This window comes from Actimicrobium sp. CCI2.3, from assembly GCF_035019065.1.
Taxonomy (GTDB): domain Bacteria; phylum Pseudomonadota; class Gammaproteobacteria; order Burkholderiales; family Burkholderiaceae_D; genus Actimicrobium.
On record NZ_JASJWR010000017.1, the window covers coordinates 1 to 14,257 of the forward strand.

A 14,257-nucleotide genomic window follows, 5' to 3' on the forward strand; every position below is an offset into this window, starting at 1 on the left:
GGGGGGGGGGGGGGGGGGGGGGGGGGACCCGCATCGGTGACTGTCTGAACGAATTCAACCAGCGTCATGCAGGCCCGCTTTTGCATGCACGTACTGCTGTCATCATCGTCAGCGACGGCTACGACACCGGTGCGCCGGAGCAGCTGGTCAGTGCGCTGGTCGCGTTGCGGCGGCGCGCTCGCCGTGTGGTCTGGCTTAATCCGCTGGCCAGTCGACCCGGTTACACGCCATCGAGTGCGGGCATGCAAGCCGCGCTGCCCCATCTTGATCTATTCGCTCCCGGTAGCGACCTCGCCAGTATTGCGCGGGTACTGCCTCAACTTATGCAGGCACTCCACTGATCATGTCCACCATGTCTACCATGTCTACCTTCGCCGATGAATTCGCCATGCTCACACTGGCACCGCAACTCATTGCCGAACAGCGTCCGTTTGCCCTTGCCACCGTGATCCGGGTCAGCGCGCCGAGTTCGACCGCCGTCGGTGCGCAAGCCATTATCGAAGCCGATGGCACGCTGCATGGCTGGGTTGGTGGCGGCTGCGCCAAAGCGGTGGTGGTGCAGGCCGCGCAGCAGGCGATTGTGCGTGGCTTGCCACGGCGCGTGCGTATCAGCAATGACGGTGCGCTGTCCGAAGCCGATGTCGAACAGCACGCGATGCCGTGTGCCAGCAATGGCACGCTTGAATTGTTCATTCAGCCGGTGGTGCCGGCACCGTTGCTGGTGGTGCTGGGTGCGACACCCGCTGCGGCCGAAGCGCGCGTGCTCGGACAGCGGATGGGCTTGCGTGTCAGTGCGCTGGCCGACAGCCAGTCCGATCTGGCGACGCTGGAATTACTGCAACCGGCGTTCGTGCTGATCGTCACACAAGGCGAGGGCGACGAGGCGGCGCTCGATGCCGCGCTGCGCAGCAGTTGTCCTGCGGTGCTGCTCATTGCCAGTCCGCGCAAGGCCGTGCAACTGCGCGAGAGCATGCAAATGCAAGGCATTCCTGCTGCCCGGCTGGCAGTCTTGCAGGCACCGGCCGGACCGTATCTGCATGCGCGCACACCGGCCGAAGTGGCGCTTGGTGCGATTGCTGCGGTGGTGGCGTTGCGCCGTACGACCGAGACCGTGACGCCGGTATTGGTTACTCCGGCCTACATCAATCCGGTCTGCGGCATGGCGGTCGATCCGGCCACGGCAAAGCACGTGATTGCGTTTGGCGGCATGTCGCATTATTTTTGCTGCGATGGTTGCAAGGTGCGCTTTGAGGAGGCACCGGACAAGTATCTGGCGATCGCGCGCGGGGTACCGGCATGACTGTCGATGCGCGGGCTGCGGTGGCGATTGAAACGCTGTGGGGCATTCCGCTTGCGAGCGTGCTGCTGCCCGATGCCGCGCCGGTCAATGCTGAATTGCTGCGTGCATTTGCGATGATGCGGCAGTTCGACCCGCGACCGGGTGCGGCCACCACAGGGTCTTTTTATGCCAGCGCCGATGATCTGCTGAGTCGCTGCGATCTCGCCGAATTGCACACGGTGTTTGCCTTTATTGGTGACCGCCTCGGCGCGGTGGTGTCGTCGCTGAACCGGCAAGCGTGGCAGGAACAGGGTGTCAACGGTGCTTCCATCGCGATCGCTGGCAGCTGGTTTCAAGTGCAGAATGATGGGGCTTTTCACGACGTGCATACGCATGGCAACTGCTCGTGGTCGGGCGTGTATTACGTCGACATTGATCCGGCGGCGCAACGGCAGTCGCATCCGGTCTACGGTGCGCGCAATGGCATGCTGCGATTTTACGGGCCGTGGTGGGATCAGCTGGCGGGTGCTTTTATCGATGCCGGCAATGCCTATCTGATGGATGCGCACCGGGATATCGCGCCGGAACCGGGCTTGCTGGTGCTGTTCCCGTCGTCGCTCAAGCATCAGGCATTTCCGTATGCCGGCACGCGTGACCGGGTGGCGATTTCATTTAATGCTACCGTTGCAACGGACGGTAGTGCGGCGTTCAAATCGTATGATTTTTCCTGAGACAATTTGCTTGCTGTTGTTAGGTCTGGCTGGCATGGCGCTTGGCTTGCTGCTTGACTTGCGGGGTCCGGGACTCGATATCCTGTCGTCGCTGTGCCGCACCGACGCCGGTCCCGATTTGCTGGCGACGCTGCGACTGCACTGGATGTGGCTGCCGGCGATGCATGTCGGCATGGTGGTATTGCCGCTGGGCTGGTCGGCGCGGCATTGTCGTGCCATGCCCTTGCTGCGGCAATTGGCGTGTTCGGTCTGGATGATGATCGGGATGACAGGCGGTGCCCTGGTCGCCGGGTTGCTGCCGGGCTGGCCAGCGGGGCCGGTCGGCATGCTGATCATGATGTGTGCGGGCATGGCGTGCGGGATGCTGGCGGGCAGGGCGATGCGCCGACTGATTTTTTCCAGTCGACTTTTACGTAGCAAACTGGAGCTTGTCCATGGATAGTACTGATCTCGCCGTCTTGAAAACCTGCATCACCTGGCTCGAATCGGGCCGGCAGGTGATGCTGGCCACCGTGGTCCAGACCTGGGGTTCGGCACCGCGTCCGGTCGGTGCCTGGCTGGTCATTCGGGATGACGGCCAGCTGGTTGGTTCGGTGTCTGGCGGGTGTATCGAAGATGATTTGATCGAGCGGGCACGGACCGAATTGCCGGCGGCGACCTTGCCGCAGATCGTCCGCTATGGCGTATCGCGCGATGAAGCAGCCCGGTTTGGTTTGCCCTGCGGCGGGACATTGCGACTGGTCCTGGAGCCGCGTCCCGAACTGGCGGTGCTCAAGGCGCTGCTGGCGCGTATCAGTGCCAAGCAGATCACGGCCCGCGTGCTTGATCTGCGCAGCGGACTCGCCACGCTGATCGAGGCAGGCCGCAATGACATTTTGCAGTTTGACGAACAGTGCCTGCGGGCGATCCATGGGCCGCGCTGGCGCATGGTGCTCATTGGTGCCGGCGAGCTGTCGCACTATGTCGCGCAAATTGCGCTGGGGGCGGATTACGAAGTGATCGTCATTGATCCACGCGAGGAATTCGGGTCGGCGATGGCGCTGACGGACGTGACGTTTTCGCGTGGGATGCCGGACGACGTGATCATCGAACTGGAGGTCGATAGTCATACCGCGATCGTCGCGCTGACGCACGATCCGAAGCTTGATGACCTGGCGTTGATGGAGGGATTGAAGTCGGCGGCGTTTTATGTCGGCGCGCTGGGCAGTCGTGCTAATACGGCACGGCGCAAGGAGCGTCTGCTTGAATTTGATCTGACTGAAAAGCAGATCGCACGTCTGCATGGCCCGGTCGGGTTGTACCTGGGTGCGAATACGCCGGCAGAAATGGCGATCTCGATACTGGCTGAAATCACCGCAGCCAAACATCAGGTGCCGGTTTTGCAGAAACGCGAAATTTCCGTTGACCAGCGTCAGCAACGCACGCTGGCAATCGATGCTGTTGCCGTCTCTTAGACTTCCTGCAAGGTTGGACGGAACAGGATTTCATTGATGTCGACATCATCCGGCTGACTCATCGCATAAATGACTGCGCGGGCAAAGGCGTCTGGCGAGATCGCGACTTCATAGATTTTCTTGACGTTGGCGGCGACGTCCGGCTCGGTAATGCTGTTGGGCAGTTCGGTTGCCACCGCGCCGGGCGAGATCACGGTGGTGCGGATGTTGTAGGGCTTGACTTCGAGACGCAGACCTTCTGACAGCGCGCGGACTGCGTGCTTGGTCGCCGCATAGACCGCACCGCCGGGACGGACTTTGTGACCGGCCACGGAGGACACGTTGATGATGTGGCCGGATTTTTGCGCTTGCATGTACGGCAGGGCAGCGGCAATACCGTACAGCACCCCTTTGAGGTTGACGTCAATCATCTGGTCCCAGTCGGCGATTTTCAGCCGTTCCAGTGGCGAGTGCGGCATCAGGCCGGCATTGTTGATCATGACGTCGATACGGCCGTACGCCTTGACTGCCGCGTCGACCAGATTCTGGACTTGCTTGCTGTCGGTGACGTCGGTCCGGACGGCGAGTGCCTTTTCGGTACTGCCGGCCAGTTCGCCAGCCAGCGCGGTGATGCGTTCGATGCGTCGCGCACCCAGCACCACGATGGCGCCGAGTTGGGACAGATGGCGGGCAGTGCTCTCGCCGAGGCCGCTGCTGGCACCCGTGATGACAACGACTTTGCCTTCGATATTGTTATTCATGATCTTTGCCTCCGGGTTATTTTCAGCTCGCATGGTGTCACAACCGAAGGGTAGATGTTTGTACTCAGCCGCACATAGCTCTGTGCGCAGGCAAAGTTGACACCTTTTTGGTAGCGCTTCTTCACCACAAAATCACGGTTTCCCTATTTGAGTTTCAGGGTTATGTTCGCTTCCGAATAGAACGGCAGGAACTTCCGGCGCATTGTCTGTTCACGCCCGGCTGAATGGCTTGGGATAGCCTGAAAACTTTTTCAGGGAGTCAATGGCGATGCTAGTTATTTAATTTTTCTTGCTGTTGCAGGAACCAGTTTACTCAGAGAGGTTCACCATGAAATACTCAATTCTTTTGCTTGCCTTGCTTGGTTCGATGGCACTGACTGCTTGCGAGCGCCCTTCCACGACAGTTGCCGTGCCGGTCGCAGTCCCCGGTCCGGCCGGAGCAACTGGCGCAACCGGTGCAACGGGTGCCATGGGATCGGCCGGTAACAGTGCTGCTGGCGTAGACGGTGCCAAGGGTGCAACCGGAGACTCCGGAGCAACAGGCGCGACGGGTGCTGCTGGCGATACCGGCAAGACTGGTGACACCGGCAAGACTGGTGACAACGTCATCGTCGTTCCTGCCGCTAAGTAAATTACTGCATTATTTACTGTATTAATCACGTTGCCTACGCTCTGCGGCATCGCACGGCGATAGAGCGACACGACAAGGAAACCTCCGGTTCGGGGGTTTCCTTTTTTGATAGCCGATTCAATTCAAAGGAATGCCCATGATCGTCAATCTTATTATTACTCTGGTGGTTTTCGGACTGATCTGGTGGCTCGTCGGTATGCTGCCATTGCCTTCTCCGGTGGCGCAGATCGTTCGCGTGCTGTTCATCATCATGCTGATCCTGATCGTGCTGTCAGCGTTCGGGATTTTGCCGGGCGGGTACTTACCGCAGTTAAAATTTTAATACTCATAGTCTTTCTCAATCCGGCCTTTGCGCCGGATTTTTTCATACCAAGCCGTGTTCGTGTAACTCCCTTTTCAAATACGCGTACAGCACCGGTGCGGCGATGATGCCGCGCATGCCGAAGACGGATTCCATGACCAGTATGGCGACCAGCAGCTCCCAGGAGCGTGCGTTGATATGGCTGCCGATAATTTTTGCGTTGAGAAAATACTCGAACTTGTGCACCAGCACCATGAATACCAATGAGCCGATGGCTGTGTGTAGCGAGTGGGCCAGGCCGATGACAACGAGCAGGGAGTTGGAGACCAGGTTGCCGACGACGGGAATCAGACCGACGAAAAATGTCAGCACGATGAGTGTCTTGGTCAGCGGCAGATGGATATCCATAAACGGAAGAATGATTAGCAGGTAAATACTGATGAGAACGGTGTTGATGGCCGCGATACGAACTTGGGCAAAGACGATACGCTCAAACGCCTCGCTCAGATGCCGTACGCGTTCGCGCAGCGCGGCGGCCAGCGGCAAATAAACTTGCGGGGCACTATCGTAGAGTGCCACCATCGCACCGATGATCATGCCGATCAGGACATGCGCAAGAACCCGGCCGGTTTCCTGGCCAATGACCTTTGCTTCCAGCGCGTGTACACGCAGCCAGTCGGTGATCATGAGCCGCAATCCATCAGTGCTTTTCGGTAAATTCGCGCTAAGCCAGAGTGGAATCTGGTCTCGGGATTTCTCGATGATGTCGGCCATTTTCTGGAGTAATACCGGCAGGCTGCCCGCCTCACTGTTAAAAAATGTCATTGAGCCCCAGATAACAAGACACAACGCGGTGATCGTCAACACACCAATGCCGGCAACTGAAACCAGTCGCGCGCGCGTGCTGCTAATATTTTTGCCCAGCAAGGGTGTCGTCATGTGGACTAACGAGTACACCAGCAACCCTGAAAAAAGAGCGGCGAGCAAGCCCTGGAGCAGGACAATCAGCAATGCAGCAGCAGCAAGGATGTACGAAGCGTGATCGACCAGACCAGGAGTTTTCTTATTGCGCATGGCGTTGCCGGTGGTTTGAAAATTGGAATTTAACGCATATTGCGGGCATCGCGCAGCTTATCCGTCATTCAGTGGTGTCGATGTGTCTTCATTGTGCGTCGTGCGAGCGTGATGAAATTATCAGCGAGAAATGTCTGGTTTGACCGTTTGCTACCTCGCTGATTGGATAATCACTCAAGGATCGATGGTTTTTGGACAGGTAAATTGAGTATTTGAATAAGGTACGGCAAAAATTACTGGTTTGGGGGAAGCATCGAAGTATTTAGATTCAACGAGTGGTGGTTTTCTTTTTTTATTAGGCTATAATCGACTCATCGTTGAGATTCGAGCTAGCAGCGCAGTATCAGTCTGTTCTTCCTGTCTTGGTTGAAACGATCTAACGGGCAACAGCCCAAATTAACTGAAATAGGAATTGTAATGGCAACTGGCATCGTAAAATGGTTCAATGATTCGAAGGGTTTTGGCTTCATTACACCTGACGAAGGCGGCGAAGATTTGTTCGCTCACTTCTCGGCTATCCAGTCGAGTGGTTTCAAATCGCTGCAAGAAAATCAACGCGTTTCTTTCGAAGTTACCGCAGGCCCTAAGGGCAAGCAAGCTTCGAACATCCAGCCTATCTAGGCTGAATTAAACGCCTCAGGAAACCTCGGTCCGCCGGGGTTTTTTTTCGCCTGTTACTTTTGAAAACTCATGTGCAATGCATGAATTTCAGCTGAGTAGCTACCACTAGAAAATCAAGACACGTAAGTATTGATTTAACGCACACGTTCACCGATTGCTTAAGCTCACAATATCTTCATTGAGTGCTTGGTGATGTCCATCGAATGCGCGTTTTTTATCCCTTCGTGAAAATCCTCTCGCAACTCAGTAGCTCAACATTCCCAGGTATTTTTTGTCACGCGTGACTATTTCGGCGGGGCATCATCGGCATGATGGATCGAATATTGAATCGGATTTATAGAGCATGGCCATTGGTAAGTTGGATCTGAGTAGTTTTACTTACGTATTGTATGTTGCGTTGCCGCATGATGTTTCTATTGCCGCTGCAGGATGTGGCTCTTACAATCTCACCGCGAACAAATAAGTTTCGGTTAGCTTGTTAATAATGTTTCGCATTTAAAAACATAGAGGATGACATGTCATACAAAATCAAAGCACTGGTTGCGTCAGCAGTACTGGTCTGGTCGGCATCAGGTATGGCGGCTGAGCCGATCGTGATTGGAGTCACAGGTCCGTTTACCGGTGGCTCCGCACCGATGGGCGTCTCGATGCGTGATGGCGTAAAGCTTGCCGTAAGTGAAATCAACGCCAAAGGTGGTTTGCTTGGTCGCCAGATCAAGCTGATCGAGCGCGACGATGAAGCCAAGAACGAGCGCGGCGTCCAGGTCGCCCAGGAGTTAATCAACAAAGAGAAAGTTGTCGCAACAGTTGGATTCATCAATACCGGCGTGGCACTGGCTTCGCAACGGTTTTATCAGGAAGCCAAAATTCCTGTCATGAACAACGTGGCGACCGGCTCCATCGTTACCAAGCAGTTCGCCGATCAGCCTGAAAACTACATCTTCCGTAATGCCGCTAACGACTCCATCCAGTCAGCAATGATCGTTGACGAAGCTGTCACCAAGCGCAAGTTCACGAAACTTGCGATTCTGGCCGACTCGACCAACTACGGCCAGTTAGGCCGTGAAGATCTTGAAAAAGCACTGGATAAAAAGGGTCTCAAGGCGGTTGCTGTTGAAAAGTACAACATCAAGGATGTCGACATGACAGCCCAATTGTTGAAAGCGAAGCAGGCCGGTGCAGAGGCAGTGTTGACGTACGGTATTGGACCGGAACTGGCACAAATCGCCAATGGCATGGAAAAACTCAGCTGGAAAGTGCCAATGATTGGTAGCTGGACTTTGTCGATGGCAAACTTCATCGACAACGCCGGGAAAAATGGGGACGGCACATTGATGCCACAAACCTTCATCCAGGATTCAACGACACCAAAGCGCAAGACGTTCATTGATTCCTACGTCAAAACTTACAGCCCGCCGGGTGGTCGTATTCCATCTCCAGTGTCGGCCGCGCAAGGATATGACTCGATTTTCCTGCTTGCTGCAGCAATCAAGCAAGCTGGGACGACCGATGGTCCGAAAGTGCGGGAAGCACTTGAGAATATGAAAGAGAACGTCGATGGCGTAGTCACCTCGTACGCCAAGCCTTTTAGCAAGGACGACCACGAAGCCATCAAAATAGGCGTACCAGTTTTTGGTGAAGTCAAAGCGGGCCGCGTCATTCTGGCGAAGTAATCAGCTTTAGCCATAGCGTTTCGGCGCTCATGGTTGCGTTGTTCATGATTGCCGGTGGCCAGTTCTGGCTCCGGCATCAAGAGTCTATCTCGATATATTTTTGCTAATTACATGAGTGCTGAAGGGCGTTTCTTTTACTCGCTCGGGGTACGAGCGCAAAATTGATCGAGATAGACTCTTGGTATAACTGAAACCTGCCGCCGCGGCGGCTGTACTACAGGTGGAAATAATGGAAATTTTCTTGCAACTCGTTTTCAGTGGCGTTGCGCTGGGCATGATTTACGCGGTGATCGCTTTTGGTTATCAGCTGACCTTTGCGACATCAGGCACCCTGAATTTTGGCCAAGGTGAAGCGTTAATGCTCGGTGCGTTGGTCGGACTCAGCCTTGTCGGTAACATTCACGGTGGGCCTTATTTGAATTACTGGTTGATGATTCCGGTGGTCATCGTATTTGGTGCGATGCAAGGCGTGTTTGTTGAATGGATAGGCGTGCGCCCGGCAATTAAAATTAAGTCGGAATTTGGCTGGATCATGTCGACAATCGCATTGGCCATCATTTTCAAGAACGTTGCGGAAAATATTTGGGGCAAGGACGACCTTCCATTTCCTTCGCCATTGCCTGCAGCTCCGTTCCAAATCCTGGGAGCCAATGTGCAGCCAATGCAAGTAGTCGTGGTGCTGGGAGCCTTGGCGATGATGCTTGCAGTCGAGGTATTCAACCGCAAATCCATCTACGGTAAAGCGGTGGTCGCAACCTCGAATGATCGCGACGCTGCAGGGTTGATGGGTATCAACACCAGCATGGTGATTACGTTTTCTTATGCGCTGTCATCAGCGACTGCTGCTTTGGCCGGTGTTCTGGTTGCACCGTTGACGCTGACTGGCGCAACGATGGGAACCGCTTTGGGTTTGAAGGCGTTTGCAGTAGCAATTATCGGTGGCCTGACCTCGGGACTGGGCGTGATCGTCGGGGGGTTAATCCTGGGCATCGCAGAAACCACTACAGGTTTTTATATTTCGACGGGTTACAAGGAAGTACCGGGACTGGTACTGCTGTTGCTCGTGCTGGCAATTAAACCAGCCGGCCTGTTCGGTAAAGCTACGATCAAGAAAGTATGAACATGGACAAGAAAACAATCGTCGCTTCCGTCATCGGGATTATCGTCTTGGCGGGATTCCCATTGGTATTCCACAATCCGTATTACATTCATCTTGCCGAAACCATCCTGATTTATTCGATTTTGCTTTTCGGTCTCGACATCGTGGTGGGTTATACCGGTCAGGTATCGCTCGGGCATGCGGCGTTATTCGGAATCGGATCGTACACGACAGGTGTGCTCTATCTGAAATTCGGTTTGCCAATACTGGTGGCCGCACCGGCAAGTATTGCGGTAACAGCCGCGTTCGGAGCGTTGCTGGCGTTACCGGCATTACGAGTGACAGGCCCTTACCTTGCGATGGTTACGCTGGCATTTGGCACAATTGTTCAGATTCTGATTAACGAGATGACGTTTCTTACTGAAGGGCCGCTTGGCCTGAAGTTGGTCAAGCCAGACTTTTTTGGATACAAGGTCAATGAGGTCGAGTTCTTTTATGTCGTCGCCGTGATGATGGTGTTGTCGCTGATCGTCGTTGACCGTATCCTCAAGTCGCATTTGGGACGCGCTTTCCAAGCGTTGCGCGATAGCCCGATTGCTTCCGATTGTATGGGAGTCTCAGTCTACCGCTACAAGGTTTATGCGTTCGTGATCAGCGCGGGCATGGCTGGGTTGGCGGGTAGCTTGTATGCCTATTCGGAAGAGTATATTTCCCCAAATACGTACAATTTCGAGCTCACCATCCTTTTTCTGCTCGCCGTCATCATGGGCGGACGCAAGACGCGCAGCGGAGCACTGCTGGGCGCCGTGATCGTCGTGATGCTTCCTAGTTTGTTGGCTGATATTCAATTGTTCCGCCAAATTGCCACCGTGGCAGCTGTTTTTGGTGTGCTAGGTGCCGGCTTCATGCTCGCCAAGGGACGCAAGACGGTGCGAGAAATTGCCATTCCCGTCCTTGCCACCGTTGGCTTGGCTGTATTTTCGTACCAGCTCCAGAATATTACTGATTGGCGGTTGACCATATTTGGAGTGATGACCCTGTTTGTCGTGTACTACTTGCAAGACGGCATCATCGGCTTCTTGCGCAGCTTGTTCGCCAAGGGCTCTGTGCGTGACGCAAAACATGCTGGTACGCAGGGCGATGAGTCGAAAGCTTGGGCAGTTGCCCCAAGCACTGCGGGTATCGGCTCAACCTTGCTCGCTGCTAAGGGTATTTTGATGCAATTTGGCGGTTTGAAGGCGCTGAACCAGGTTGACCTGGTGATTGCCAAAGGGACTGTCCACGGCTTGATTGGACCGAATGGTTCAGGCAAGAGCACGATGATGAACGTACTCACTGGTATATACAAACCCACCGCAGGCGCTGTTGAATTTAACGGTGCGGTAATCTCCGGGCAAACACCTTCTTCAATTGCATTGGGTGGCGTGGCACGGACCTTCCAGAACGTGCAGTTGTTTGGAGAAATGACCTCGACGGAAAACGTGCTGGTCGGGTTGCACAATACCTTCCGAAGCAACATTGTTGATGTGATGCTGAATACGCCACGGTATCGGCGCGAAAATGCGCAGGCGCGTGAGCGTGCTGCAGGAATTCTGCAGTTCGCTGGCCTGGCGTCATTGGCGGACGAAGAGGCACGCAATCTGCCATATGGCAAGCAGCGCGTGCTTGAAATTGGTCGCGCCCTTGGGCTTAATCCTCAATTGCTCTTGCTCGATGAACCGGCAGCTGGTTTGACGGCTCCCGACATCAAGGAGCTCGTCGCGATTATTCGTAAAATAACGCAACATGGCATTACGATCATTCTTATCGAACACCATATGGATGTGGTGATGTCGATTTCGGATACGGTGACGGTGCTTGATTTTGGCCAAAAAATTGCTGAAGGCAAGCCCGCTGCGGTTCAGTCCGATCCGAAAGTGATCGAAGCTTATCTGGGCGGTAGTGTCGGAGACGATACTCCAGCCACGCCTACTCATGCAGGGAATTGACATGCTTACTATCTCCAATCTGCACGCAGCCTATGGCAAAGTCGAGGTCTTGCACGGTATTTCACTTGAAGTACCAAAGGGTAAGGTGGTGACACTTATCGGCTCTAACGGCGCGGGAAAAACGACGACCATGCGCGCCATTTCCGGCATGATCAAACCGAAGTCCGGTAGTGTCACTCTCTCCGGCAAAGATGTGACTGGCCTGGAATCGCACAAGATTGCCCGCGCAGGATTAGCCCATTCTCCGGAAGGACGTCGTGTTTTCTCAACGATGAGTGTTACGGATAATCTGCTGTTGGGAGCGTTTCCTCGCTACACAGGATCACGTCCACGTGGTGATATCAAGGAAGACCTCGAAAAATCGCTGGAGCTGTTTCCTCGACTGAAAGAGCGTCAGCATCAATTAGCCGGCACGCTGTCTGGTGGTGAGCAGCAAATGCTTGCGATGGCGCGTGCGGTGATGCTGAACCCCGAAGTCATTTTGCTTGATGAGCCTTCGATGGGACTAGCTCCAATTCTGGTTGAAGAAGTCTTTCGTATCATTTTGAGTTTAAAAAAGCGTGGTGTAACAATGCTGTTGGTCGAGCAGTTCGCGGCGGCAGCGTTGAATGTGGCAGATTATGGCTACGTGATGGAAAACGGCCGGATATCCGTGCATGGTCCGGCTGAAAAGCTCAAGAACGATCCTGCTGTACAAGCAGCATACCTCGGTGGCGGTCAACAACACTGACAACGCGTTAGTTAAATAAATAGCTCGCATCGCTTTGGCAATCTGCCTGGTTGATGCGAGCTATTTTTTTATGGATTTTCTCTTGCACGATGCCAGTAATCCGGCTGTAAGTAAGCATGCCGTAAAAAGTCGATGAACACACGGATGCGCAATGGTAGATGACGACGCTGTGTAAATACGGCGTAGATGTCATTGCCCGGTGCGGCAAATTCATCAAGTACCGTGACCAGTAGTCCTGACTCAATTTCACTGCCGACTTCCCACATCGAGCGCCATGACAAACCCTTGCCTGCCAGAGCCCAGTCGTGGAGTACCTCGCCGTCGTTGCAAGCCATGTTGCCGGTGACCCTGATCGTTATATTTTTCCCGTGTTGACGGAAAGTCCAGCCGCGCTGGCTACCGTCACTACTAATGGCCAGGCAATTATGGCTGGTCAGTTGATCAAGAGCCTGTGGTACGCCATGGCGTTTCAGATATCCAGGTGTAGCAACAACCACGCGTTTATTTTCTGCCAGCTTGACACCGACCATGCTGGAGTCGGTCAGTGCTGCAATCCGGATGGCGACATCAATGCCTTCGTCCAGCAGATCGGCAATGCGGTCATTGAGACTGAGCGTCAGGCTCACACCATGATGTTCGGCCAGGAATGAAGGCAGTAATGGTGCGACATGCTGACGGCCGAAACCGGCAGGCGCCGAGATGGTCAAGTGACCACTGGCGGCGCGGGCACCTGCAGAGACTGCTAATTCGGCCTGTTCCAGTTCGCCCAGAATGCGCTGGCAATCTTCCAGAAAACTGCTTCCTTCCGGTGTGAGCACAATCTTGCGTGTGGTTCGCTGCAATAACTTGATGCCCAGTCGTTCTTCCAACGCATCAAGGCGACGCCCTATCATTGCAGGTGCAATGCCTTCAGCACGTGCCGCAGCAGAAAAGCTTCCTTTTGCGATGATTTCGACAAAGGTGGAGAGTTGCTTGAATTGATCCATGGAATCCGTAGGGTGAATGCGGACAAACCTGCCGCAGTCCGATGGTAATTTGTTTCATCGCCATAACCAAAGAAAACGATATACCGATTATTCGGCATATCGTTTTATCAGGGTTGAGAGGGGATAGGGTGCTTGGTGGGTTCTTGCCGCGAGATCAAGCTGGCCTATTCGTCCCGATTTACGAATCCAAGTATGTGCAACAGACTGGTGAACAGATTGAATATTGAAATGAACAACGTCAGCGTCGCCATCACGTAATTGGTTTCACCACCGCGCACGATGTTATTCGTTTCATACAAGATCATGCCCGACATCAGCACCACGAAAGCCGCTGATACGGTCAACGACAAGGCCGGAATTTGTAGAAAAATGCCTGCTAGCGATGCCAGAAAGGCAACCAGTATGCCGATGGTCAGAAAACCGCCCATCATGGACAGGTCGCGCTTGGTCACTCTCGCATAGGCTGAGAGTGCAACGAAAATCGAGGCTGTACCGCCGAATGCCAGCATGACGGTTTCCGTGCCGTTGGGCATGCTGAGGTAACGACTGATAATCGGGCCCAGCGTATAGCCCATGAATCCGGTAAGCGCGAACAACAAACCGACGCCTAATGCCTGATCGCGGTACTTTGTAATAGCAAACAGCAAGCCGAAGTAACCGACCAGCGTGATGATGATGCCAGGCCCCGGCAAACCGAGCGCGGCGGTAGTGCCTGCAGCTACTGCACTGAAGGCCAGGCAGGCCGAGAGCAGCATGTAAGTATTGCGTAATACGCGACGGGCATTACCATCGATGACATTGCCGGCAGACTCTGTATTCGTCGCGTTACGGCCAAAGAGTGAATTGCGATCGTTCATGGAGTATTCCTTCCGATGTAATAAATTGGCACCATTAAAAAAATAAGCGTTTGGCTGAGGATAGTCTAATTTCTGTGTTTAAAAAGCGCACAT

Annotated in this window: 16 protein-coding genes; 12 read left to right on the forward strand and 4 right to left on the reverse strand. The window is 54.3% G+C overall.

Annotation, left to right across the window (positions count from 1 at the left end; translation table 11 throughout):
- From QN370_RS10900 to QN370_RS10920, 5 genes are all read left to right on the forward strand, one after another.
- A partial coding sequence (locus tag QN370_RS10900) for a VWA domain-containing protein (RefSeq protein WP_323581720.1) occupies window positions 1-341 on the forward strand: 341 nt, incomplete at its 5' end.
- A 2-nt stretch (window positions 342-343) separates the two neighbouring features.
- Window positions 344-1,300 (forward strand): XdhC family protein, encoded by a 957-nt coding sequence (locus QN370_RS10905; RefSeq protein WP_322127928.1) that lies wholly within the window; start codon window positions 344-346, stop codon window positions 1,298-1,300.
- Window positions 1,297-2,010, forward strand: a complete 714-nt coding sequence (locus tag QN370_RS10910) for a putative 2OG-Fe(II) oxygenase (RefSeq protein WP_322127927.1) — start codon at window positions 1,297-1,299, stop codon at window positions 2,008-2,010. Before QN370_RS10905 ends, QN370_RS10910 begins: the two co-directional genes overlap by 4 nt.
- Window positions 2,011-2,020: 10 nt before the next feature.
- Entirely contained in the window at window positions 2,021-2,452 is a 432-nt protein-coding gene (locus tag QN370_RS10915) for a hypothetical protein (protein WP_322127926.1), read from the forward strand.
- Window positions 2,445-3,464, forward strand: coding sequence for an XdhC family protein (locus QN370_RS10920; protein WP_322127925.1), 1,020 nt, complete (start codon window positions 2,445-2,447; stop codon window positions 3,462-3,464). The genes QN370_RS10915 and QN370_RS10920 overlap by 8 nt, the downstream gene beginning before the upstream one ends.
- Here QN370_RS10920 and QN370_RS10925 read toward each other — a convergent pair.
- On the reverse strand, window positions 3,461-4,204 hold the full coding sequence (locus QN370_RS10925; protein WP_322127924.1) for an SDR family oxidoreductase: 744 nt from the start codon (window positions 4,202-4,204) through the stop codon (window positions 3,461-3,463). The two genes, QN370_RS10920 and QN370_RS10925, sit on opposite strands and share 4 nt — an antisense overlap.
- A gap of 328 nt (window positions 4,205-4,532) precedes the next feature.
- On the opposite strand from QN370_RS10925, the gene QN370_RS10930 reads away from it, so the two are divergent.
- A complete protein-coding gene (locus QN370_RS10930; protein ID WP_322127923.1) occupies window positions 4,533-4,835 on the forward strand; it encodes a collagen-like protein in 303 nt (100 codons plus the stop codon).
- A gap of 136 nt (window positions 4,836-4,971) precedes the next feature.
- Window positions 4,972-5,157, forward strand: coding sequence for a Thivi_2564 family membrane protein (locus tag QN370_RS10935; protein ID WP_322127922.1), 186 nt, complete (start codon window positions 4,972-4,974; stop codon window positions 5,155-5,157).
- 42 nt (window positions 5,158-5,199) lie between these two features.
- Here the strand turns inward: QN370_RS10935 and QN370_RS10940 are convergent, their stop codons facing one another.
- A complete protein-coding gene (locus QN370_RS10940; protein WP_322127921.1) occupies window positions 5,200-6,210 on the reverse strand; it encodes an AI-2E family transporter in 1,011 nt (336 codons plus the stop codon).
- Window positions 6,211-6,627: 417 nt separating this feature from the next.
- Between QN370_RS10940 and QN370_RS10945 the strand changes: the two genes are divergently transcribed.
- The 5 genes from QN370_RS10945 to QN370_RS10965 all read left to right on the forward strand — a co-directional run bounded on the left by QN370_RS10945 (window position 6,628) and on the right by QN370_RS10965 (window position 12,321).
- On the forward strand, window positions 6,628-6,831 hold the full coding sequence (locus QN370_RS10945) for a cold-shock protein (RefSeq protein ID WP_009665193.1): 204 nt from the start codon (window positions 6,628-6,630) through the stop codon (window positions 6,829-6,831).
- A gap of 515 nt (window positions 6,832-7,346) precedes the next feature.
- Entirely contained in the window at window positions 7,347-8,504 is a 1,158-nt protein-coding gene (locus QN370_RS10950; protein WP_322127920.1) for an ABC transporter substrate-binding protein, read from the forward strand.
- A gap of 229 nt (window positions 8,505-8,733) precedes the next feature.
- Complete coding sequence (locus QN370_RS10955; RefSeq protein ID WP_322127919.1) at window positions 8,734-9,624, forward strand: branched-chain amino acid ABC transporter permease; 891 nt, start codon at window positions 8,734-8,736, stop codon at window positions 9,622-9,624.
- Window positions 9,621-11,591, forward strand: coding sequence for an ABC transporter permease subunit (locus QN370_RS10960; protein WP_416172147.1), 1,971 nt, complete (start codon window positions 9,621-9,623; stop codon window positions 11,589-11,591). The genes QN370_RS10955 and QN370_RS10960 overlap by 4 nt, the downstream gene beginning before the upstream one ends.
- Window position 11,592: 1 nt before the next feature.
- Window positions 11,593-12,321 (forward strand): ABC transporter ATP-binding protein, encoded by a 729-nt coding sequence (locus QN370_RS10965; RefSeq protein WP_322127917.1) that lies wholly within the window; start codon window positions 11,593-11,595, stop codon window positions 12,319-12,321.
- Window positions 12,322-12,389: 68 nt separating this feature from the next.
- Here QN370_RS10965 and QN370_RS10970 read toward each other — a convergent pair whose 3' ends face one another.
- The gene (locus tag QN370_RS10970; protein ID WP_322127916.1) at window positions 12,390-13,307 is read right to left on the reverse strand and encodes a LysR family transcriptional regulator; all 918 of its coding nucleotides are present in this window, start codon (window positions 13,305-13,307) and stop codon (window positions 12,390-12,392) included.
- A gap of 164 nt (window positions 13,308-13,471) precedes the next feature.
- Window positions 13,472-14,164, reverse strand: a complete 693-nt coding sequence (locus tag QN370_RS10975; protein ID WP_322127915.1) for a Bax inhibitor-1/YccA family protein — start codon at window positions 14,162-14,164, stop codon at window positions 13,472-13,474.
- Between the last annotated feature and the right edge of the window lie 93 nt (window positions 14,165-14,257).